Genomic DNA, 23,173 nt, shown 5'->3' on the forward strand with positions numbered 1-23,173 from the left:
CAGCCGATGATTGGAGATCGTCGGCTGCTGTCAGTTGGGTGCTACACACCGGGCTTGAACCCATACAAACCCATGGTCAGATTGAACCTACCCTTCGGCCGTTGACCACGCGAGTGAGCGTTGGAACCTTCCACATCTTCAGCGCCTGCGCGTCCTCGGGGACGGTCTGAAGCGCTGCTTTGATTTCAGGGTCCAGCGCATCCAGGTTGAACGATTTTCCGGGTTCGATACCGATACGCTTCATCTGCGCCAGGATCGGTTGATCAGTGGTGTGCGCAGGGTGCACTTTGAGCAATTCGGCGGCGTAGGCGAAATAGTCGGCCACCGACATTGAGTCGACCTGAATCTTTGGCGGGGTCTTCATGTCCACGGCCGGGTCAATGTTCACGCTGACCGGCTCGGGGCTTTTACCCAGCCGAGACAACGGTGTCACGGTGTAGCCAGCCTGGATTTTGTGCACGGCCGCGTAGTCCGCAGCGCCGTCGGTCTTGGTGCGGCCAATGACCCAGACAAAGGGCGTAGGTGCCGGCAGATGGTTCAGTCCGGCAGGCACCGTCCCGGTCCAGCCCGGCGGTGTCACCAGAAACTGCCCCGCTTGGGTGCCCGTGGTGCGCCAGCCCGGTGAGGCGAATACATCGGTCCACATGTCGAGCATCGGCAGCAAGTAAAAACGCCCGGCCGTATCGGGCGCTGCGATCACCAGCGGTTCTTCGGTCAAATCCAGCCAGGCAATGGAATACAAGGTGTCGAAATTCGAGCGCACCACCCCTTTGAAATCGGCAGGTGGATACTGCGGCACGCTGACAAACATATTCATCGGACCTTTACCGAATTCCTTGCCCGGTTCGATGTTGGTGAATTGCTTGCGGGTGATGTCCATGGTCAACAGCGGGTAAAAATAAAGGTAGGCATCCACGCCGATGGCGTGTGCTTCTTCGGCTGTGACTTTCGCTTGAGCGTGGCTCGCGAGCGGAAAGATGGCGCAGGCTGCAACGGTTAGAGCAACGGCTGTCAATGCTTGAGTAATCAACATTTTGACGATCATCCGTGCGGTGGGGAGACCTGCCGGGATCGGCAGCGTTACCGCAACTCTAGACGATCAATTGAAGAGGATCTGACAGGCAGACAGCCGGCTGGCCGGGGTGTTGCGCGGGTGAAACAACATCGAGAGACACCTCAACGATCCGAACGCAGCAGTGCCTCGACACCGCCCTCCATCGACAGCACCGCCGAGCGGTTTCGCCCCGAATGCTTGGCTTGATACAGCGCCGCATCCGCACGTTCGATGAACACTTCCATGCTGTCCCGACCCGTCGGCACAAACGAATAACAACCCAGACTAACCGTCACGAAGCCCGAGGGTGAACCGCTGTGGATGATGTTCTTGTCCATGACGCTGCGGCGGATCTGCTCGGCAATCACCATCGCGCCGTGAATGTCGGTGTCGGGCAGCAATACCGCAAACTCCTCACCGCCGTACCGCACGGCCAAATCGGCTTTTCGATGGCAGCACCCCTTCACCGCCCGCGCCACTTCAGCCAGGCAATGGTCCCCCGCCACGTGGCCGTAAGCGTCGTTGTAGCGCTTGAAGTAATCGATATCGAGCATGATCAGGCTCAGCGAACTCGACTGCCGGGCGCCTCGGCCGAACTCGATGTCCAGCGCTCCCTCGAACAGCCGGCGATTGCCCAGGCCGGTCAGGCTGTCGTGGGTCGCGATCAGCTTCAGCGCTTCCTTTGCCTTGCGCAAATCCGCCTCGACCTGTTCGCCGACACGCACCTGATAAAGGAACATCCAACCGAACAGCCCCACGCCCAACACCACCAGGGCAACGATGACCGAGGAGCGAAATGCCGTGTCGTACCAATCCTGGAGAATCGATTCCCTGGACGAAGCGGCAGACACGACCAGCGGATAAGAGTCGAGCTGACGGTAGCCATACAACCGCACAACACCATCGACCAGCGAGCTGAACATCGCGTTACCGGAAGGCGCGTTGGGCAGCAATTTCTCGAAGATCTCGCTCTTGGCCAGTGATGTGCCAATCAGCGACTCAACAAACGGCCGTCGCGCCAGCAGCGTTCCGTCGGTCAAGCCCAAAAACATCGAACCGTTGTCATCAATGCTGAAGCTTTTGAAGAACTGATCGAAGTACGCCATCTTGATGCCGGCCAACAAGACGCCCTGGAAATTGCCACTCTTGTCGTTCACACGCTTGGATATCGGAATGATCCACTCGCCATTTTTCCGGCTGCGAATCGCCGGCCCGATGTGCGCCAGGGAGGAAACGTTCTGCTGGTGGAATCTGAAATAATCGCGATCCGCCACACCCGGTCCGCGTGGCAGTTCGTCGAAAGAGGTAACGACCCACTGCCCCTTTTGGTCGAACAGAAATATCCCGTGCAATTGATTCAGCGCCTGCACCCGCCGGGCGAATGTTTTCTGCAAGCGTGCCTTTTGGGGCGCGCCGAAACCGTCAGCCTGAATCCAGTCGGCCAGACTGGTCAGCACCAGATCGGCTTGCATAAAGGTGTCTTCGGCCTGCTGCGCCATGGCCCGCGTCAGGTTTGATGACGCCACTTGCGCCAACGCCAGGTCATGCCGGCGCGACTGCTCCAGTTGCAGGTAAAGCAAACCGCACAGACTCAGGCACACGACCGCGATAAACAGCACCGCCGCTTTGCGCAGAGGTAACCGTTTCAACGTGACGCCGGTGGCGTTGAGCGGATCGTGAAGAGGGATTGGCAAAAGCTCGTCCTGTAAGGGTAAGGCATGGGTAACACCCCAAAACCCTTATTTTTTGTGAGCTTAGTCTACGGGGGGGTATGGGGCAAATGTCCTTTGGCTAGCCGCCGCATCGCACTGTGCAAATGCGCCCAAGCACTTTCCGCATCCCCCAGGCGCATTTGCTCATAGGCCCGCGGGGCAATCTCATGGGGCACGGGCTTGAGTTCACGCTGGGTCGCCATCGCCATCAACTGCACTTGAGCGGCACGTTCCAAGTAATACAGATCGTCCCAGGCTTCGGCGATGGATGGCCCGGCGACGATCACCCCGTGGTTCTTCAAAAACAGAATGTCGGCATCGCCCATGACGCTGGCAATCCGGTCGCCTTCAGACTCGTCGAGCGCCAGACCGTTGTAGTCCTCGTCCACCGCCGTACGGCCGTACGGCCGTACGGCCGTAGAATTTCAACGCCGTTTGCCCCAGCCACAACAGCGGCGGGCCTTGCAGCAGGCACAGCGCCGTGGCGTGAGGCATATGCGTGTGAAACGCTACTTTCACCCTCGGCAGCTGTTTGTGCAGTCGAGCGTGGATATAGAACGCAGTCGCTTCTGGTCTGGGCGTGTCGGTGCTGCCCGCTTCGGCGGTATTGCCTGAGCACAGCGTGTGCACCGACCTGCCCGAACTGCCGCCGACCGAGTTGGCGTTGGTCAGCCGAGAGGGCGCGCTGACCGGATTGCAACGAGCGTTGGTGGAGTTTTTGCGGGAGGAGTTAGGAGCTGTAGGGAATCAATAATGGGGGCTCAGCGAGCCCCGAATATTTGACGACCAACCCCATCAAGGTTTGAGCTTCAAATGCCCGTTGACTCTCCCGTTCTTTGGGTCGACAAACCAATACTCATTATTGGCGACCTTCACTTGGCTGCATTCGGTTGGGTACCCTTTTGCTTCGATACAAATAACGCCGTCTTTCAATGTCCACTTTTCTTTTTCGGGCTTGTAAGGCGCCATCTCGAACATCTCTACTCCGTTTGGAGCAAAACTCATTGAGTACGGATGACTGCCTTCTCTGGTGGTGCCATAGAACTTCTTGCCCACTAACGTGCTGGTGATTTGCCCATCATCAAGCGTTACCGCCGATGCCGGCACCGACGGCGGCTCATAATTGCTGGTGGTGACGCAGCCTGCCAGACAGACCATCAGGATCGACGCGCCGAACTTTAATAAAGTCATGCCACACCTTCCTTGTAAGTTCCGGAAGAATGTCCGGATAAATCAAAGCTTAGGCGACGCTTATTTGCAGATCCGACGCAAGTGCCGAACGGTTGACCGTCGATAAATCGCACACACAAAAATGGGCGCCCCGAGGGCGCCCATTTCAATAAAGCCCAAACATCCTTTAGATAATCTTGTCGATCTCATCCAGCGTCACTCGGGGAATGAGTTCGCCCGGAATCCTTGAGGAACTGGACAAGTTGTAGACCTGAAAATCATCATCCACGACGTACTTCGACAAGATCTCGAACGACGGCAGGATTCTCGTATAAAAATGCTGATCAAGCAGGCACGGCGACGCGAACGTGCCGGCCTCTTCGTAAAAACGACTCACAGACTGATTCAAGTCAACGCCTACCAGAAACACCTTGGTAAACCCCACGTGATACGCAATCTGCAAAGCCAGATAAGCCACGGTACGGGCATCAAAAAAACCGCGTTTAAGGTTCTTGCTGAAACCAAGGGTTCTATTGCGACCAGTTCCGAGTTTGCGACTTCTGACGAGTTCTTTATCAGCCCTGAAAACCAGGTCCGTCCAGGAGAGCTTGGGCGCTCGGCCGAGTAAATACAGTTCGCCCTCAGGCGCTACCGTCGTATGCCAGATGTGCTCTTGCCACAGCGCAACCCGCTGACTGATGCGCATCGCCTCTGAAAACAGTTCGGGTTGCTGTCGGGAAAAGCCTTGATCCGTACAGGCATAAAAGAACGGCTTGATACCTGTCCCGGAGAACATGGAAATGGCGCCGTTCATCGTGATCATCGGAACGTCTGCAAACTTTTCCAGCGGAAAATCTTTAGCGGACGCCCCCGAGGCAATGATAAACACGGCACCTTTTTGGATGTTGCGGCACTCATCGAGGTCATGCACATCAAGCATACCTGTGTTGAGTGACGGTTTTTTTTGCGCAACATCCATCTTCAATTTCCTATCCTTTCACATCGATGATCGGTGACATATTTTGCATTGTGATAGTTTTCAACGGGTGAGCCAACCTTTTGGCTTCGCCAACCCCGGAATCTGCGACGGAGCGCAAAGGTTGACGCAGAGCGCTTGCACCGTTGGTGCATCGATGACCTGCCCGTTACATACGGATAGCAAGTCCCGCGTCCTTCACGGCCATTGCCGGTTTTGCCCCGTCGCAACAGCGGAAGTTCCTGCTCGTCGCACATCCAGAACGGGCAGTTCCGAAGGCAGATTCAACCCCCGTAGTACCGCGGAATCGTACCCGTAGACATCGGGTTTGAACATCACTCGACCATCGTTACTCAGGTCCACCGTCCAGTAAGCCAACAGCACCGGCACCTTGACGGGAAGCCTGATGTTTTCGGTCTTGCCGTTCGCCAGTTGAGCCTGTATCCCGGCGCTGTTCCAACGAACCGGGTCGTTGAACAGCAGCTCTACCAACTGCAGCGGGTTCTCCACCCGTATACAGCCTGAACTGGTGGCACGGCGCGATTGCGCAAACAACTCGCGATGCGGCGTGTCGTGGAGGTAAATCGAATAGTCATTGGGAAACCGAATGACCACCTGCCCCAGCGAATTATCCGGCCCGGCATCCTGTCGCAGCGTGATACCGCGCGCGTTATCCCAGTCGACGGTCGACGGATCGAGCACATTACCCTCTCGATCAAGGGCTCTAATACGGTTGGCGGCAAGGTAGCCAGGATCTCTTTGAATCTTGGGCAGCATGTCTTTGATGAGGATGGTCGGTGGCACGGTCCAGGTGGGGTTGAACGTTACGTAAGTAATCTCGGATTGAAACACCGGCGTACTGCGGAACGGCTTACCGACCTGAACCCGGGAACGCCATATCGCCTTACCGTCGCGATAAAGCGCCACCTTGTAACCCGCAATATCAACGATGACAAAAGTGCCCTGAAGTTTGAACAGCAACCAACGCGCACGTTCCATGTTCACCCGAACCTGGTCTATCCGCGCCTCTACGGGCACATTCAACGCAGCCAGTGTCGCGGCCCCCGCAACGCCATCCGCCCCCAGGTATTGCTCGGCTTGATACTTTTTCACCGCCGCGGCGACGCTGTCGTCGTAATCAGTGCGTTGCTTCTTGGATGGGGCCAGATAACCACCCGCCACCAAACGTGCTCGCAACTGCGCAACAGAGGCGTCATCCATGCCTGGCTTCAGCGATTGGCCTTCGGCAATCTTCGGCCAGCCGCCAGCGTCCCGAACCTTGCGCAGTTGGCCCAGGCCCACGCGCAGGCTGCGGTAAACCGCCTCTTGTGGTGGCGCTTCGGCGAAAGCGCGCGCCACGTCATGAGCATCGAGTGCGGCGAACAAGTTATTCATGTCTCCACGAGGATCGGCGCCGACAGGGTCGAAATTCCAATGGATGTCCAGACGCGAAGGGTCAACCTTGCCGCGCCGCAACTGCAGCAGCGCCGTGATAAAGGTCCGGGTGGCCGCGATATCGAACGCCGCCCGTTGCGCCACCGTCGGCTCTGCTGCCTGCATCGACGCTCTGGCGTTCGCCAACTCATCAATATGAAAGTCCGCTGGGTCCAACCCATCGGCCTGGGTCTCGCTCAGGCTTTTCAATAACTGGATGACATCGCTGTCGTTCGCCCAGGCCGAGCGATAACCCCGATGCATGTAAAAATCCATGACCACGCGACTCGGATCCACCCGTTGATGGCCACGGGAAGTGAGCAAGGGTGGAAACGATGAACTCAATGGCTCAAGTGCCGCCTGAATCGTTTGAGCGACGAAATCGTCAGGTGCTGCGCCAGTTCTGCTGATGACTGCAGATACCGCCTCAATCGGCGAATTTTCTGCAATAGCTGCGCCACTGATCAGAAAGCCCATAAAAAATATGCGGCTTATGACGAATAACCTTGTTAATTGCCCCATGGATAATCCTTAATCTCCCGTATTCAACGGCTAGCATCCTGCCCACTGCTAGACTCGAAACATTAATGTGAGACTTACATATGGCGCTAGACCGCTTTGGCTTTCTATTCACGGCCCTGCTGCTGACGTCAGTTTCGGTACCGGCAGCCTACGCCGATTCGCTTGAAGCCGCTCTGCTCAAAGCAGCACCGGGCGCTAACGCCAAAGTCATTGGACTGGCCGTACGCGCCACCCAATGCAGCTTGGCCCAAGGCAAAGCACCTGTCCAAAGACTTGCCGTCATCGACTACTCATTGCCTTCGACCGAACAACGGTTGTGGGTGTTCGATCTGAAGAAACGTAAATTACTGTTCCACGAACTGGTTGCCCACGGTCGCAACAGCGGCGAGAACATGGCGGTCAAGTTCTCCAACCAGAATGAAAGCTTTGCCACCAGCCTCGGTTTGTACCGCACCCAGTCGAGCTATGTCGGACAGAATGGCTATTCCCTGCGCATGGAAGGATTGGAGCCTGGCTTCAATGACAATGCGTTTGAGCGGGCGATCGTTATTCATGGGGCGCCTTATGTCAGTCCGGTGCTTGCCCGAGCGAATGGCCGAATCGGTAGAAGCCTGGGTTGTCCGGCTGTGCGGCCGGCGATTGCGCATAAGTTGATTGATTCGATGAAAGATGGACAGTTGTTGTTTTCTTACTATCCGGATCAACGCTGGTTGAAGTCGTCTTCGTATATCAATTGCGGTGGCGGCACTGTGGCTGATGCGTCGAAGTCCAATAAAAGTTCATAAAAAGGGCGACTGTTTACGGTCGCCCTTCTTCGTAACGCTACGTCCCCTTCATTGAATCCCTATCATGCCTCGAGGTAGCGTCGGCAGACGCATCAGCGGGAAAACCTGCTGCGCCTTCGCCCCTATTTCAGCCGCCACATTCACACGAATAAAGCTCACAATCCGCAGGCGGTAGTGAAGCAGGTAAGACGAGCCAAAAGGAGCTTTGGACTTGACCCCGGAACAGAAAGCGAGCGTACGCATAGCGCTGGCTAAGGCGTTTGTAGACAACCCGGTCGACTACGCCTACATCGCCGAGCAAATTCGGCCATACGACTTAAAATCCGTGGAAGACATCCTTTACACAGAAGTCGCACCGGTCTGTTACTGGAACCTGGAAGTGGCCGTTCCACCCATCTGGACGGGCTTCAAGGATGACTGGCTATTGAGTGAAATCGAAAAAACGTTGAGCGCACGAGCCTCGAGTCGGGTTCGTCGCACCTTCGCGAAACTGAAAATCGCTTGGCTGCGTTATAGCTACGGATATGTCTGGAAGGAAATTCTGGAGTATTTATGAGCTTCAGGTGTTATCCATTGCCCCAACCTATTCCCCCGATGAGTCTCTGAAAAGCGCAACGCCTGACAAAAGAGCAACGAGCGTGGATTATCGACTACTGCAAATACCGGTTGGGAATCGAGACCGATTTGAAAACCCAGGATGATGTTGAGCGGTGCAGCAGAAAGTAAGTACTCTCAGCCCCCACTCCATCATGGAAGCCGGATAACAATGAACAACCTAAAAAGCACACTAATGCTCGGTGGCCTGCTCGCTCTATCGTTTGCCGCTCAGGCCGAGCAATCGCATCTGGACAGCGTCATCCAACAGGGCCAACTGCGCGTGTGCACAACAGGCGACTACAAACCCTATACCGTCAAAGCCGAAGACGGCGAATACTCGGGCATCGACATCGCCATGGCCCGTTCGCTGGCCGACAGCCTCGGCGTCAAGGTCGAGTGGGTGCAGACCACCTGGAAAACCCTGATGCCCGACATGCTCGCGGGCAAATGTGACATCGGCGTCGGCGGCATCTCCGTCACGCTGGAGCGCCAGAAAAAGGCCTTCTTCAGCACCACGCTGGACGTCGACGGCAAAATCCCGCTGGTGCGCTGCGAAGATCAGGCGCTGTACCAGACCGTCGAGCAGATCAACCAGCCTTCGGTTCGTTTGGTCGAACCGGCCGGCGGCACCAACGAAGCCTTTGTTCACGCCTTCCTGCCCAAGGCGCAATTGCGCCTTCACGACAACGTGACCATCTTCCAGGAACTGCTGGACAAGAAGGCTGACGTGATGATCACCGACGCCTCGGAAGCGCTGTATCAGCAGAAACTCAAACCCGGTTTGTGCGCGGTGAACCCGAAGCAATTCATGCAATACGGCGAAAAGGCTTACCTGCTACCGCGTGATGACATGACTTGGAAGTTGTACGTCGATCAGTGGTTGCACCTGGCCAAAGTCACAGGCAACTACCAAAAAGTTCTGGGTCAGTGGATAGCAACACCCGAGCCCAAATAACCGCCGCATACACAACCCCTGTAGCAGCTGGCGAAGCCTGCGTCCGACTGCGCAGCAGTCGCCAACCCAAAGCACACGGCACATCAGGCAAAACGCAAAACGGCGGAAACACTTCCGCCGTTAATCGTCGTGCAGCAACCCCGAACTGTACTCGCCGAAGCTGTTGCCGAGCGCACTGCCATGGAAATTCATCTTATTGGGGTTGTTGGTAGGCCCCGGACCAAAACCGGCAGACGGCAGGGTGGCTTCCGAATATTCGCTATGGGTGCTTGCACCCGAACAGGCGCTCAATAGCAACGCACCGGCGATCAGAGCGATTTTGAAGAGGTTCGAGATCATTTTTCAGTTTCCTGTGGGTTGGAAGCGCAGTGACCATAGGTAGTCATCCTATGCCGCAAGCTCATCAGGAATTATGAAACTTTGCTGGGCGACAGCGTTGGTTCAGGTACTGGTTGCTTGAGGCAAAAAAAGGGTGTTCCCCAGACAAACTGTCAAAAGAGCAACGTCCTACACGACTCTGGGAATTGTCCGTACACTTGCGCATTGCTGTGCTTTTGTCCCGAGGCCTATAGTCCACCCAGCGCCAAAATGGCGTGTCGGGTTTGGCGACTCGAGGCAATTGAACTGAAACCTTCGAGTATTTTCAGAGCGTTTCGGAACGCACTTAGCTGCCTGTTTTATGGTGGCTGTGCGCGGGAGACCTTAGGGTCTGCCGGTTTCTCCATTGCCCGGTTCGCCAACCCGCGTACGGCTACCACCCATTCGTTTGGCGACGACTGAGTTGTAGTTTTCTCAAATTAATGGAGCTTCACATGAAAGAGTTTATGGCTTTAACCAGCAACGCCGACGACCTTCCCTCGCTGTATGTAAACACCACCCAACCGCTGCACTCACTGCTCAGCACCGCACGCTACCGAATTGGCGCGGTAACGCAGATCCTGGAAAACCTCGCGATGCGCGGCGACATCACTACGGATTCGGTGATACTCAGCGACTTCGCAATGCTTTGCTGCATACCCTTGCGCGATGGCTGCGATGTGTTGGATGTCATTGCCAGACGTATGGATGCTGAACCGTCCTGACGTCACAAAGGGGCGCCCTCCTCGGACGCCCCGTTGGCCTATTTCTCTGAATTGTCGACTTCCTTCACTCACACGCTAAAGAACTGTTGCAAGATTCGCCTAAGTCCCGCAAACCCAATCCTGATAGACGCCCAGTGTTCCCAACACCCGTCCCTATCTCCGCCGCCCCGATAATGGATTGGGTCTAGCAGTCCTCCAACACCCCATCCAGTCTGGTTAATCCGCTGCGACTTCTTCGCTTTGTAGCAATTTCTAAGCAAGCTGCAATTGCTGCCTGACAGGGCACTGCCGGTACTTCACCAACGGACCATACGCCAATTGTGCTGGAGTATTTCGGTTGTGAGCCCCAACCTCACGTTTTTTCGGGGTTTCAGCACGCTTTTTGGACGTATGCATAAATACATGATTGGCATTGAATGGCTTAAGGTTTGCCCCATTTTTGCCCCATCCTCGATCAGCGTGCCGCTATAGTTCGCGGTCACGGCAGGCAAGCCTAACGATTGCTAATATAAATTGCTTGAAGGACCGCTATAGGAAACAGCCACTCATAGGTGTCTTTGAGACCGGGGGCTATTCAAACCAACAGAAGGAGTCGATCTTGGGGCCAATCACTTTATTCGATAAGTCTTTTCTGCAGGCGTTAAGCACTGACGAGTCGGTCTGGTTCGACAATTTTTTTTATCCCGTTATTGCGCCCCTATTTTTCATCGAGACCTTGGCAGATTTGGGGAAAACACCAAGGGCTGGAAAGTCTGCTGAGGATGAGGTTGGGATCATTGCCGCAAAAACGCCTCAAATGAGCGGCGGCCCCTGTTACTTTCATCACGACCTCTGCATTCAGGACTTACTTGGCAATCACGTCCCAATGAACGGACAAATACCTCTAGCCAACATGCGTCGAGTCGTACGCGATAATAAGGAGGGAGCCATTGCAGAGATCACGCCTGAAGCCGAAGCATTTCAAAGATGGCAGGACGGCAGGTTCTACGACGTTGAACGTCTTTATGCCCGAGAGTGGCGTCGTCAGGTTGAAAACATAGATCTAACGGTAATTGAGCGCGCCATGAAACAGCTCGGTATCAGCTCAAAAACATGCAAGACACTGGACTCAGCAATCAACCTCGCTGAACAATTCCTCAATGGGTTAACAAAAACCCCCTCCCGCTTCGACGCAGCACTCGAAGTTTTAGATGTTCCGTCTTCCATGCGACGTCATGTAAAAGAGCGCTGGAAGCGCAAACGCAAACCACCGTTGCGAACGTTTGCTCCATATGCGGCTCATGTGCTGCGGGTTGAGTTGTTTTTCAGTATCGCCGTGGGCGCTAACTTGGTAGCGAGCACTCGGGCAAGTCACAAGGTGGATATTGCCTATCTCTACTACCTTCCGTTCTGCACTCTTTTTGTTTCTAGTGACAAGCTGCATCGGCAGTGCGCACCATTATTTATACGGTCGATGTTCGCTTTCTATCGATAGCTGAATCGTCCCGAGCCACATAGCCGCGTTGAAGGGGCTGCTTTTTACCGATAACAGCCTGTCAAAACACTTTATATTGCCCATCACTAGGCTTACTGGAGCAAATATAAATCGCTTGAGGCAAGGGTCATAGTTATTGATGAGCTTGTCGATGAATTATTATCAACCCACAATAGCTGGGACAACTTTTACAACGAGGTCCCTCCGGCAAGGAAATTGCTCAGCTATATTGTGAATGAGGCTGACATTCCGCATGAGCGGAGAGAGAAAATTATTCGAGCCATTCTGATTTGCAGGGTAGGAAATGGCGTTTCATACAACTCAGGAGTGTCTCCCGCTGGAAGACCCGTGTATGATTCATTTATTGAAAAGTTGGGTGACGATAATATTGTGCAAGCGCTGATCGTTTTTTATCGGCCCGAACTACATGTTGTGCTGTCTAATCAATACTGTAAAAAAATGCAGGAGATATTTTGAATAGTATGAGAAAGAACGTGATCAGTGACAAGCTAAAGCAGATCGTAGATTATCTAATTACTAACGCGACCAACCTTGACAAGGTCATGAAGTCCACCGAGTTCAAAACATTGGCGGCAACTCATATTAGTTTTGGTTGAATTTTTATAGGTTGACTCTAGAGAGAAAGAGAGCAACCAAATAACCAAAGGGGATGGATCTATTTTTCTCATAGAAAACAAATCCATCTCCTTTAGTTTCTAAAAGAGGGGCACATCTAAACTGGATATGGCCCTCTTTTTTATTTACCCCCGGACGAGACTTGTTAACCCTTCGGCAATGGCCCACACGGCTCAATGCGGCGATGGTCCGTGCGGCTATCAATCTCACCCTGTGGACCGATGTAAATGTCAGTATTAGGCCATGTCGGTTTGACGCGAATGCAGTGAGATTTGCCTCCGTTGTTCCAGTCAAACTCCATGAAAAACTTCTTATCAGGGAAGATGTGACCTGGACCTCCAGTCACTTCGCCGGGGTAAATTTCGCCCTTGGAGATGTCGTGCTGGACATTCAAAATGTAGCCAAGACGACCCTGGCCTTTCTCGGAAAAGTAGAAATTCACCTGAGGCGTAGCGAAATACCAAAAGATGATGGGCGCCAGGAACAGCATGATAAGCCAGCGCCAGATATGCCGCGGGCGGGATTTACTTACAGATGTGGTCACGGATGCCATCCCCCCAGCTTGAGCGCGGTAGAGCTAACACTTCGTTCATCAACATTTTCGCTGTTATCCCGCCGTTTGGGTGCTGCCTGTAGAGTTTGACGCCGATGCTGATAGACACTCTGTCTCCAATATCATCCCACGCCCGCATCCCCTCGATGTCTGCCGACCGGTGCGGTCCCTGTCTTTTATCCCACTTTTGAATTTTGCGGATGGAGTCCGAGGCGATCTGTTCAACGCCGGCGCCATCCAGCAGAACGCCTTCGGAAAGTCCTCCCGCCATGCCGACATATCCGTAATGTACGTTCGACCAGATGTCATAGAAATAATCAACCTTGCCCTGTTTCTGCCAAGGCCCACCAAACTGTTCTCCTATCGTAACTTTGTGATCCCACGGTCTGTTCTGGCCAACCCGCTCTGCCCAAAGGGCCATCGCGGCGCCCTTGTTCCCCAGTTCCATGGCTTCGAAGTTGGGCGGAGACAGGCGGACATACCAAGCCTTTTGCTGAAGCTTCTTATATTCAGTAGCAGCGTCAAAGCTGTTGAGCTTCTTCATCTTCAACACTGACGGGTGAGTAATGTTGCGGTTCATTTCACCAGCAATGTAACTCGCGACCTCTTCCATTAAGTCAGGGTCTTTGCAAACGACAGGCTCCGTTTTCTTCCCTTCTGCTTTAGGTCCGGGAGGTGGGGTTGCCTGAGCAGCAGGGTCTACCAAAGCATTCGCAGCAGAGGCCTTGTCTGTCAGCTTCGGATCAGCCAGCAGGGTTGCCATGCGTTCTTCATCCACGGAGCCATCAGGGCGGATTGCCCCCATGACGGCAAAGTTGATGATTGATGCACCAGGAGCGGCCCCCATGACAAAACCACCGCCGACATCGCCTGACCCGGTGATGATGGTTCCACCATGGCTGGTAGGGCTACCCAAGTGCGCCATGGGGCGCCCATTCACTTGAATGGAAGGAAACCCTGTAGTGATAACAGCGCCACAGCCACAGGTATCACCAACACGGGCCGAGCCCATGAAGTTAATGTTCGTGTCAGCGCTGGCGGAGGCAATGGGCGTAGTGCCGTGTCCCGGTAATGGGCAGACATGCTTATCGCCCAGTCGTGCAGAAGAGATCATTCGTCGTCCTTGATACATCTTTGAATCCCGGCCTGAGGCTGGGGGCAGCTTCACATTACTGGGAAGTCCAGGTGCTGACTGCAGGGAAACTTCTAAAAGCCACTTTCGATTCCCTGCTCCATGTCATTGATGAGGTGAATGATAACCGCTCTGGTACGGTGCGTTGAATGATGGCAGATCGCTTTCCGCGAATCGGGATCAATGTTGTCCGTTTCTGATGACCCGGCTGGCGCCTCCACTGAAAAATGAGGATTTATTTATTCGTAGCGATCCAGTCGATTTCCTCCCATGCCGTTGCTCAGATCTCCTGAACAATCACAGTAAGCCTCGCCTAAACCCTGCAACCCCCAATCCTGATAAACTCCCCACCTCCCAGCCCCACCCATCTCAGAACCGCCAATGCCCCCAATCACCGCCACACCCGCCCCGCTCTCCCGCCGATTCTCCGTCGCCCCGATGATGGATTGGATCTTATAAGCCGTATTCATTGGCCAAAACCAAGATCGTGTACGAATTATGTTCACCACTTTATACCTCTTGCGCACCTCTCTCGCTATCTATTGAGCAGACTGGTTGGACTTGACAGTGCTCTTTGTGCACCCCAACCCTGGGATTACCGACTGGCACTACCCATAGATCTCCCTGTCTCTCCTACCCTTTGGCACCTAGCCATCATCAAGATTTGGGATAAGCTAAGCCCACCAAAATGGCCGAGAGTGAGCACGTGGCAGACAAGGATCAGGAAGAAAAGCAACCGTTGATGGAGGTGGCGACATTGGATGATTTCGTCCACATCAAACCCGCATCAATACTCGCTATGAGCAATTCGCTGCACTTCCACACGCTTGAGCAAACATTCCAAGAGGCTGCCCAGGCATCTAAGAAAATTGACGATGACGCAGCGGTTAGAGCGTACAGTGTCTTGGCGGTCATCTGCAGCTATCACTTCAATCCCAACCGTGCAGATGCCTTCACACCTCAAATCATCATGGATGGAAGGAGGTCGCTAATACCCAGCGATTACATGGGTCAGCAACAGCAAATTCTTACTGAGATCGCCGGACAGATCGACCATCCGTTGCTTCGAGCACGAGTTGCTGATAGTTGCTGGTACAGCAGCCGAAAGCTTCATAAGATGGCGGAGCTTGCCTCAAGCTCATACTTGGATGCGGTGAAGTCCTTCTTTAATAAAGAACTTCTCTACCAACATGAATCCGACTTTGAAGTACCATCTAAAGTAGTTGATATTATCGAGCGAGCATTCGCTATTTACGCCTCAACTGGCAAGCGAAAAAACATTCCAAACAGCGCCAAAGAAATATTTGTTCTCACATATAAAACAGCTAAAGACAATCTGAACCTAATAGCCTTCCATAGACTTTCGTCTCTCGGCCAGTCTTACGGGCTGTTGGAGTGGGGAGAGATAGCTATTGAAGCTGAGGCAATGGCAACTGCTGCAAAAGATAAGCAATATGCTGAAGCAGTTAAAAGAATTTGGCTTCACGCGGCTCATTCCTACTCTAAACTTGACGACAAAGAAGCCTCAACCAAATGTAAGATCAACGCGGTCGAGCAAACATTAAGAATGCGCGACGCAATCGGATCGGCAATGGCTAAAGCATCGTGGACAAGAGATGCTATTGGTGAGCTTCGCTCGATTGGAGGTATGCAGGAGCGGATAGACGAACTCAAAAAAGAGCTACAGCAATATGAAGATGCGTCACTATCAGAGCTAGGTGAGTTCAGTATACCTATTGATTTGACAGAAGAGCGCCAGGCAACCATTCACAAATTTGAAGAGCTAGAAGTTCACGAAATGCTTTTTCGTTTAGCCTTCAGCTCGCGCCCTCCTGAAAAAATAGCTCTTCACAAGAACTGCCTACAAAAAAAGAACAAATATTTTCTCTCATCAATAATGGGTAAGAGCTACTCTGACGAAAAAGGGAAAGTAATAGCGCAAGCACCATCCGCAAATTTCGCTGATAAGCCATCTGAAGAATGGTTTGATCACGAGAGCCTTACGGAAGTTGGTTTCCATTATCATATTGAAGCCGAGGCGTTTATCAAACCCGCTTGTGTGACCATGTCTAGCTATCAAACTATTGATGAAAGACACTTGGAGCCTATTGTCCAGCACAGTGCTTTTGTGCCACCAGGGCATGAATCAATTTTCGCCCTTGGCTTCGCCCGACTGATTCAGGGCGACATGGTTACTGCAGTACACACATTGATTCCACAACTAGAGAATTCACTAAGATACGTATTGAATAATCGCGGATCTAATACCGCAAAACTTAACACAGACCTTACGCAAGAAGATCAGTCGCTGAGTCAGATGTACTCAAATCGTCAAGAAGAGCTTGAGCAAGCCTTCGGCGCTGACATCACCTACATGATCCACTTGCTTTTCAATTTGAAGGGCGGGCCTATGTTAAGGCATGAGATGGCACATGGAAAACTAACGGCGGGACATTGTTATGACAGCTCCTGCATATACGCATGCTGGCTAATGTTTCATATCACATGCGCCCCCCTCATCAAACACTGGGAGCCACACGTAGCTAGAGCGATTCAAGAAGCAACCCACTAACCGCAAAACCCACTCCCTCCTATTGCGAACTCACAATACGCCACTGAGAGTTCGCACACTTCCATTGCGAAACCACACACACTCTATGCGATTTCTCTCTATGTGCTTGCGATTTCACACTCACGCACTGCGATTTCGCATTAACACTTTGCAGAACATTAAACATACAACAAAGTAATTTATAAAGAACCAACAAATTACTGGCCACCCCCTTTGCTCCATTTGCATAATTAACTTAGAGCTTGTTTATAGCCAGTTGTGTCTATGATAGACGGAACCAACTCCCCTGCAGAGGTTAGTTAAATAAGCCACTCACAGCACTCCGTGTGTTGCGCCAATAACAATAATAAAAGGTGAATCAAAATGAAAACTAAAGAAAGGAAAGAAGGCACTCTTATCATCAGACTTAGTAAGTCTGAGCGGGAGATTATTGAAGCCAAGGTGCAAGAAGCCGGCTACAAGGCCGCTGGCGCTTTCGTGCGCGATTACATAGTCAACTGCAAGCCAAAGACTAAAGTCAGCGCTGACGTCGTGCAGATCGCTCGTGAGTTGATGAATCTAGTGTCAATGATCAATGCCGAAAAACCTGGCTCTGAGCTGTTAGATAAAGTGAAGCACATCGCCAAGATCAACGCTGGAGGTGCAGCATGATTGGTAAAATCTTCCCAAAGTCAGCAGGGTCTTTTAAGAAGCGCATTCGCTACATCTATGGCTGCACTAAACACGACCATGCCATCAGCCAAATCCTGACCGTCGACTCCAACTGCATCGCCACCGACCCACTCCCCGCCTTGCAATCAGGTAGTGAAGACCAGGTATTGGAGATGGTAAACGAGTTTGATCAAGTGGAGATCCTTAGGCGCATGTCCCTGGACTCTGATAAACCAATCAAGCCGGTCTTTCACGCCATGCTCTCGTTACGCCCCGGCGAGTCGTTAACTCAAGATCAGTGGCTCACAGCAGTCAGGAAATACATGGTCGATCAGGGGTTTCCGGAAAACAACAAATACGTCGCTGTAATGCATAGGGACAAGGATCACGAGCACGTCCACATCGTCGCAAACCGCATCTCTCTCGATGAGGGATTCCCAATGGTAAAAGACAGCAATGAGCGCAGTACGAGCATGGACTCAGTTTCTGACATCGAAGACATGTTCGGCCTGCGCAAAGCCCCACGCCCATCAGAAACATGGGGCACCGCGCTCACCCACGCCGAAGTCAAAGCCTCTATCAAGGACAACGATCTACCGATCAAGCACCGAATGATCGCAAAGATTGCCGGCGCCATCGAGCAAGCCAACACCATCAACGGCGACATGTTCGACTTCGTAAGGTTGCTCAGGAAACAGAGGGTATACATACACCTTACGCTTAACGATGCAGGCCAACCCAAAGGCATTACCTATGAGTTTGACAACAAACATATCAGCGGCAGACAACTCAAACGATCACGATTGACATGGCACAAACTAATAACGCAAGAAGGAATATCGTATGCCCCAGAAACCATTTCAGATCTTCAGGACGAAATTGCAAGACGAGATAGAGAAGAACAAGAAAGAACTTACAGAATCTACTTCTACGAGTTCCGGCGCCGAGACACCAGACTCTATATCAAATTCACCGCCCAACAGATCGAAATCAAAAAGATGATCGAGGCCATTCTAAAACTGATCGACTTGGTATTCGGCGATGGCTTTTCTGCAAAAGAATCTAACGTGGATAGGTATTACATCGAGTACACCCCAGGGAAAACACTCGAATTAGACCCCATAAAACATACTATCTGATGTACTTAACGTAGTAGTTTGACAGCAAACTAGCGTCGAACCCCGCATGATGCGGGCAACTACTATTTACCAAAACCATCCATGCTTAATGTCCGAACGACTCCATCTGTGGAAGCATTGTGAACACTCGAACTTGTTAGTCAACTCATAATCACGAGCTGAAACTTGCCTGACCTCATCAAAGCCATGCCTATTGGTTACAATGGTCTCCTTGGAACGTATCTCATAAAGACTACTACTTATACCGGTAGATTTAACTGCTGACTCATGACACTTTGGACATTCTTATTGATTTTCAAATCTCATAAATACCAATCTGGGGAACAATCCACATAGCAGCAAGTGTTAAATCTATTATTAGCTCGAAAAGATCCAGAAGAGCAAGAAGAGCAAGAAGAGCAAGAAGAGCAAGAAGAGCAAGAAGAGCAAGAAACAGTTACCCGAGTCCACTACTACGAATTCAGGCGAAGGAACATAAGCTTTCTCATCAAATTCACCGGCCAACAAATAGAAGTAATGAAGATTGTAGAGTCCATTATGAGGTTTCTGAGCTAATATTCGGTAGTGCATTTACTGCAAAGGAGTCTAGCTACGACACTTACTATGTGGAATACATTCTTGGCAAACTCGAAATAGAACCTATTGAACACAGAATTTCAAGCATTTAGTCTCGATAATTACAGCAAATACGCATAGACAACGATCATGCAGAATCTCCGCATCGGCGGTAGAACAAGCATTACGCGAAAGACTTTCAACTCTTACCTAACATTGATTGGCAGGACGGTGCGGCCAAGGGCTACCACAACCAATGATGCTCGTTTTTTTGCGACGTAAGTCGCGGCTATCTTTTGATTTTAAGAGCACACCGAAATAAATCTCATCTGAGCATTGGCAAGTAACGAATTGAAGGATCTTTGCTTTTTTTTGGTAACAAATAAAAGAGCTCCGTTTATTTTTTTTTAATTCAAGGGCTTGACAAAAAAATTATTTGTTTGTTCGGTTTCGATTGCCTTGGTGCCGCCCCGCTGCTAGCAGGCGCTCTCTGAAAAATTTCGGACGCCCAAAAAAAGCTCACGACATTTTTCTGCTCATCACCGAAGATGCTTCTCACTACATCGAAGCAGTGAGAAAAGGCATGAGATGGTTATGGCGAGACAAGAGATCTCTCTCTGAGCAAGCACGAGAGCGGGCGTTCATCGCTTCGGTTAATGGCTTGAAGACTCTGCAAGTCACGCCGGAAGGTGGCATGTCGATAGATCCCCAAGAAATCCAGGAGCGGGTGATCGCAAGTCGTCATGCTCTGAAGCATTTCGTGCGACGACCTTAACCATCACCTTCCCCCATCAAGGCTTACCAGGTTGCACAAATGCTCACAGTTCGAGAAGTCTACGAAATACTGCGTGATGCTTCGACGGCTACACGCTCTATGCGCCGCATCACCACGGCCAGTTGGAACGAAATTTACTGCGGTCTGATGACCATTGACGTTGACGGCTGGGTGATCACACTCTTTAACGACTGCGGTGACTTGGACTACTGCGACAGTTGCTACAGCCCAGATGGTCGAAAATACGATTTCTCTTCACGCGACGTCTCAGATCCAATTGAGCTCCTGTCTCCTAGCGAACATCGCCAACTAGAGGAGCTGCTTCATCAAATCTGATCCGCCATCTTGATCGCGCTCGACCACACCCCGTAACCAGCAGGTCGAGCCACAATGTCGTAAGGGTTGCTTAACCAGGTTCTCCCCGCATCACCTAGCATTCACACAGATTTCAGACGGGTATAAACCAGCCATCGGCCTGCAGCTTTTGCTTGTTGTCTCTAAGGCGTCCAAGGGTTCACGCCCGATGGCTCCCATCAGAGCGTTAGCAAACCACACGGCGTCGTGCATGCTGAACGAATAGGACATGAAATCGAAAACAAGTGCTACTCCACCGTTATCAATCGTATATACCGCTACCTTTTCAATTTCGCCGCAACCATCCCCCGTTAGATCGACAACATAGACTTGTTCTTTTGTCTCAATGCAGTTGACCCTACCTTCGGCCGAGTAACTCCAGTCCCCAGATATTCTTTTTCGATATGTCCTTTCAAGAATACTCTCACGTTCGGCTGGTGTTGGTACAAATCCTGCGATATTTCCTACAGTAATGAGTACCGCATCGTAAAGACAGCGCGCGAGATTTTCCGCTACTCCGTCGGCAAATCGAATGGGCATGATGTCTAATTGTACATCGACGTATTGATCGCTCTGCCTGGAAACCTGGCACGGGTAAAGCTCGTCATATTCCCGTCCGCGCCAACAAATGAACTCGTGCTCTGCAAAAAATGTTGGTGCTTGCATTTCAGTCTTGCCCACAGAATTCACCGTTTCTTTGTTGATAAAAATAACAACGGATGCTTTGCGGAAAAACTTTAGCAAAAAAGTGAAATATTTTTCTTGGGTTGAATTGATAGCCTTTTATCCGAACGAATGGGATTGTGCGTTCCCCTGGGGACGGCTGTCGTGCACCGAGCCACTCGCCGGAGGCGACGTCTCGGCCCTTCGGGCGTCCATACTCACGCCTGCGCGCTCCGCTTGCCTGCGTACGCCCCAGCATTCTTGGGGGCTGTAACGTAATTTGTGCTTTGTAACGTAAGCAGCGTTACAGAGTACAAAATTACGTTACACATCAGTAGACCCCGAACTGTTCTTCGGCTATGAAATCAACAGCGAATCTTCCGTTTATACAAACGTAGGCGTGATCGCTAGCTAAAAATTAATTATCACCTCTCCATGTGTACTGCCCCAAGCAATCAGCAGCAAGCGACAGATGAAACCACATCCACAGTGCCTGTTGCTCGGTAAACTCCATGGCGAACATACCGAGTCGCATTTCAAGCCTTTCTCCAGTCGCACTTGCGATGGTTATATCGTATCTCGCATTCTCGTCGTGTAGGAGTCCAAGCATTGCCTCTGGTTCAATAAACACGCCAGCAGCAATGTAAAGACAATTTTTCTGATCCCACGACTTCAATAAATTTTGTTTTGACCGTCCAGACTTTCCTGGAACAAATTTGTTGAATACCTTTTCGTACTCGTTCAATGGAGCACCGTCTAGGGAAGAGGAGTGAGATAGTCGGGTTTCCTTCATGGTCGAAAGCACCTCAAAAATGCACCTGGCTACCTCGGCCGCTTGCTTTGCATTGAAAGACTGAGCGAAATCGTCGAGCGTTATCTTGATGATTTCACCATCCATGGTGCCTATCGATATTTCATAGAATTCGTTGAGGTGTTTTACCCTATGAAACTCCTCACTTATTTCATACTTCGGTCTAATAATCACATCCACCTGTAAATTCTCCTGATGATTGAATCTGTGCTCATTATTAGAAACGGATAGAAAGGGAAAAACCTTGAGCTCAACTCGAAAATAAATATAACTTCAGGCGCCGACTAGCCTTTTCTCGTATGCGGGAGAGATCGCGCTTCGTTGCTTATATGCAACGAGCTTTTCACTGCTGTTGGCATACTCGCAATCCACAGCGCGCTTAGGTCTTCCCACGGAAAATCGCGATAGAAAATGGTCGGGCTTTTTTCGCGCTCATCGTCGAAAATGCAGCCACGGATCAAGAAAAGAGGAGCGTGGAATGACGTGGTTAGGTCGATTCATAGGATTCGTTTGTCGCGACAAAAGGTCATGTGCAGAGCAAGCAAGGGATCGCGCGTTCATCGCGGCTCTGAACGACTTGAAGTCTCTTCGAGTGACACCCGACGGCGGCATGTCGATTGACCCAGAGGAAATACGACAGAAAGTGATAGCTAGTCGCCTAGTTCTCAAAAAATTCGTGAGATAAGCGAGAGGGATCCGGCTTTTTTAGCCGAGCCTAAAGGCTCGAAGGAGCGATAGCAGGACAGGATTGCTCGTGCTTCACAGAACTCCTTCCGCATTACACAAGCACTCCCCTCTCCAATCGACCAATGAGATCTAAGACCTCGGTCGTTTCCACCCTCGTCCCCAAGATATCGAACGGACGCCTCGAACCAAGCCCACGAACCTGAGAGCTCATCCGTATTTTTGAGGCGACGGCATCGTTCTCGAACAGGGAAAGCGTCGCTTCGTAAACAGCTATCAATGCCACCACGCGATCGCTTTCAGCGGTGATGAAACGACCTGCTTCTGCCCTAAGCGCAAGCGTTGTGGGCGACATACATATAGCCTTTCAGATATTTGTTCGCGGCATCTACAACAGACTCGCTATCTGATCGAGCAACTCTAAAGGAAGCCCCTGATGCACCAGCTCGTGTAGTTTCGTTTCGAGAGACGGCAATCGCAGTGCTGTCCAGATATCTCCCAGTATTTTGGGGGCGGACTGATACTCAACACTCATGGCTCGGATCCGTGTGCTGGGCGTAATAGCCATCCCCATTTGTAAGCATCTGCAGCAAGCCTAATTAGCAATGGGCGCGGCAACGGCCACATTCATGTCCTCTACGCTCACGGGGATTTTTGGCTTCCGGATCATGCCCTTGAGGCTTTGCACAGAATGAATGGCCGCAACCATCGCGAATTGGCCATCCGAAATTTCAAAGAAATGAACTCGATCTCCTGGCTTCAGGCCGAGCGAATCGCGTACCTGAGCAGGGATTGTGATTCGACCGCGAGATATAAGGGTTGCGGAAGGCATATGGAAACCTACGAGATTAGCTCTATACATAGTAGCTAGGCATTTCACTGAAGAA

At 51.7% G+C, this 23,173-nt stretch carries 20 protein-coding genes and 3 pseudogenes; 10 read left to right on the top strand and 13 right to left on the bottom strand.

The features are described from left to right. Positions 1-59 precede the first annotated feature (59 nt). The 3 genes and pseudogenes from ACA059_RS21330 to ACA059_RS21340 form a co-directional block, all read right to left on the bottom strand. Positions 60-1,033: pseudogene (locus ACA059_RS21330) on the bottom strand (DUF1254 domain-containing protein); the annotation flags it as partial. 143 nt (positions 1,034-1,176) lie between these two features. Next, positions 1,177-2,748: a sensor domain-containing diguanylate cyclase gene (locus ACA059_RS21335; RefSeq protein WP_497630876.1), complete on the bottom strand. Its 1,572-nt coding sequence runs from the start codon at positions 2,746-2,748 to the stop codon at positions 1,177-1,179. Positions 2,749-2,813: 65 nt separating this feature from the next. Further along, positions 2,814-3,342, bottom strand: a pseudogene (locus tag ACA059_RS21340) (aldolase); the annotation flags it as partial. On the opposite strand from ACA059_RS21340, the pseudogene ACA059_RS21345 reads away from it, so the two are divergent. Further along, positions 3,326-3,520 (top strand): annotated as a pseudogene (locus ACA059_RS21345) (LysR substrate-binding domain-containing protein); the annotation flags it as partial. The pseudogenes ACA059_RS21340 and ACA059_RS21345 overlap by 17 nt on opposite strands. A gap of 41 nt (positions 3,521-3,561) precedes the next feature. On the opposite strand, the gene ACA059_RS21350 reads toward ACA059_RS21345, so the two are convergent. The 3 genes from ACA059_RS21350 to ACA059_RS21360 form a co-directional block, all read right to left on the bottom strand. Further along, a complete protein-coding gene (locus ACA059_RS21350) occupies positions 3,562-3,957 on the bottom strand; it encodes a hypothetical protein (RefSeq protein WP_497630877.1) in 396 nt (131 codons plus the stop codon). Positions 3,958-4,123: 166 nt separating this feature from the next. Next, positions 4,124-4,915 (bottom strand): WaaZ-like lipopolysaccharide core biosynthesis protein, encoded by a 792-nt coding sequence (locus ACA059_RS21355; RefSeq protein ID WP_497630878.1) that lies wholly within the window; start codon positions 4,913-4,915, stop codon positions 4,124-4,126. Positions 4,916-5,110: 195 nt separating this feature from the next. Then, complete coding sequence (locus ACA059_RS21360) at positions 5,111-6,868, bottom strand: L,D-transpeptidase family protein (protein WP_497630879.1); 1,758 nt, start codon at positions 6,866-6,868, stop codon at positions 5,111-5,113. Positions 6,869-6,948: 80 nt separating this feature from the next. Here ACA059_RS21360 and ACA059_RS21365 point away from each other — a divergent pair, with 80 nt between their 5' ends. The 3 genes from ACA059_RS21365 (at position 6,949) to ACA059_RS21375 (ending at position 9,205) form a co-directional block, all read left to right on the top strand. After that, positions 6,949-7,653 carry a murein L,D-transpeptidase catalytic domain family protein gene (locus ACA059_RS21365; RefSeq protein ID WP_497630880.1) on the top strand — a complete coding sequence of 235 codons (705 nt, stop codon included), beginning with the start codon at positions 6,949-6,951 and terminating at the stop codon, positions 7,651-7,653. Between the two features lie 211 nt (positions 7,654-7,864). Then, on the top strand, positions 7,865-8,209 hold the full coding sequence (locus ACA059_RS21370; protein ID WP_497630881.1) for a DUF7079 family protein: 345 nt from the start codon (positions 7,865-7,867) through the stop codon (positions 8,207-8,209). A gap of 210 nt (positions 8,210-8,419) precedes the next feature. Further along, the gene (locus ACA059_RS21375; RefSeq protein ID WP_497630882.1) at positions 8,420-9,205 is read left to right on the top strand and encodes a transporter substrate-binding domain-containing protein; all 786 of its coding nucleotides are present in this window, start codon (positions 8,420-8,422) and stop codon (positions 9,203-9,205) included. Positions 9,206-9,325: 120 nt separating this feature from the next. Here the strand turns inward: ACA059_RS21375 and ACA059_RS21380 are convergent, their stop codons facing one another. After that, positions 9,326-9,544, bottom strand: a complete 219-nt coding sequence (locus tag ACA059_RS21380; protein WP_497630883.1) for a hypothetical protein — start codon at positions 9,542-9,544, stop codon at positions 9,326-9,328. 473 nt (positions 9,545-10,017) lie between these two features. Here ACA059_RS21380 and ACA059_RS21385 point away from each other — a divergent pair, with 473 nt between their 5' ends. Beyond that, a complete protein-coding gene (locus ACA059_RS21385) occupies positions 10,018-10,287 on the top strand; it encodes a short-chain dehydrogenase (protein ID WP_150655358.1) in 270 nt (89 codons plus the stop codon). Positions 10,288-10,885: 598 nt separating this feature from the next. After that, positions 10,886-11,761 (top strand): hypothetical protein, encoded by an 876-nt coding sequence (locus ACA059_RS21390; protein ID WP_497630884.1) that lies wholly within the window; start codon positions 10,886-10,888, stop codon positions 11,759-11,761. A 781-nt stretch (positions 11,762-12,542) separates the two neighbouring features. On the opposite strand, the gene ACA059_RS21395 is transcribed toward ACA059_RS21390, so the two are convergent. After that, positions 12,543-12,941 (bottom strand): hypothetical protein, encoded by a 399-nt coding sequence (locus tag ACA059_RS21395; RefSeq protein ID WP_497630885.1) that lies wholly within the window; start codon positions 12,939-12,941, stop codon positions 12,543-12,545. Further along, a complete protein-coding gene (locus tag ACA059_RS21400; RefSeq protein WP_497630886.1) occupies positions 12,922-14,064 on the bottom strand; it encodes a polymorphic toxin type 44 domain-containing protein in 1,143 nt (380 codons plus the stop codon). The genes ACA059_RS21395 and ACA059_RS21400 overlap by 20 nt, the downstream gene beginning before the upstream one ends. A gap of 724 nt (positions 14,065-14,788) precedes the next feature. Between ACA059_RS21400 and ACA059_RS21405 the strand changes: the two genes are divergently transcribed. From ACA059_RS21405 to ACA059_RS21420, 4 genes are all read left to right on the top strand, one after another. Continuing rightward, positions 14,789-16,654 carry a DUF7380 domain-containing protein gene (locus ACA059_RS21405; protein ID WP_497630887.1) on the top strand — a complete coding sequence of 622 codons (1,866 nt, stop codon included), beginning with the start codon at positions 14,789-14,791 and terminating at the stop codon, positions 16,652-16,654. A 363-nt stretch (positions 16,655-17,017) separates the two neighbouring features. Further along, on the top strand, positions 17,018-17,305 hold the full coding sequence (locus ACA059_RS21410) for a plasmid mobilization protein (protein WP_497630888.1): 288 nt from the start codon (positions 17,018-17,020) through the stop codon (positions 17,303-17,305). Next, complete coding sequence (locus tag ACA059_RS21415; RefSeq protein WP_497630889.1) at positions 17,302-18,444, top strand: relaxase/mobilization nuclease domain-containing protein; 1,143 nt, start codon at positions 17,302-17,304, stop codon at positions 18,442-18,444. Before ACA059_RS21410 ends, ACA059_RS21415 begins: the two co-directional genes overlap by 4 nt. Before the next feature lie 1,369 nt (positions 18,445-19,813). After that, positions 19,814-20,110 (top strand): DUF7693 family protein, encoded by a 297-nt coding sequence (locus tag ACA059_RS21420; protein ID WP_497630890.1) that lies wholly within the window; start codon positions 19,814-19,816, stop codon positions 20,108-20,110. Between the two features lie 90 nt (positions 20,111-20,200). On the opposite strand, the gene ACA059_RS21425 is transcribed toward ACA059_RS21420, so the two are convergent. From ACA059_RS21425 to ACA059_RS21440, 4 genes are all read right to left on the bottom strand, one after another. Beyond that, positions 20,201-20,809: a hypothetical protein gene (locus ACA059_RS21425; protein WP_497630891.1), complete on the bottom strand. Its 609-nt coding sequence runs from the start codon at positions 20,807-20,809 to the stop codon at positions 20,201-20,203. 400 nt (positions 20,810-21,209) lie between these two features. Beyond that, entirely contained in the window at positions 21,210-21,782 is a 573-nt protein-coding gene (locus ACA059_RS21430) for a hypothetical protein (protein ID WP_497630892.1), read from the bottom strand. A 598-nt stretch (positions 21,783-22,380) separates the two neighbouring features. Then, the gene (locus ACA059_RS21435) at positions 22,381-22,641 is read right to left on the bottom strand and encodes an antitoxin Xre/MbcA/ParS toxin-binding domain-containing protein (protein ID WP_497630893.1); all 261 of its coding nucleotides are present in this window, start codon (positions 22,639-22,641) and stop codon (positions 22,381-22,383) included. Between the two features lie 240 nt (positions 22,642-22,881). After that, a complete protein-coding gene (locus tag ACA059_RS21440; RefSeq protein WP_497630894.1) occupies positions 22,882-23,148 on the bottom strand; it encodes an AbrB/MazE/SpoVT family DNA-binding domain-containing protein in 267 nt (88 codons plus the stop codon). Positions 23,149-23,173 lie beyond the last annotated feature (25 nt).

The sequence above is a fragment of the Pseudomonas sp. LBUM1647 genome (assembly GCF_059716175.1).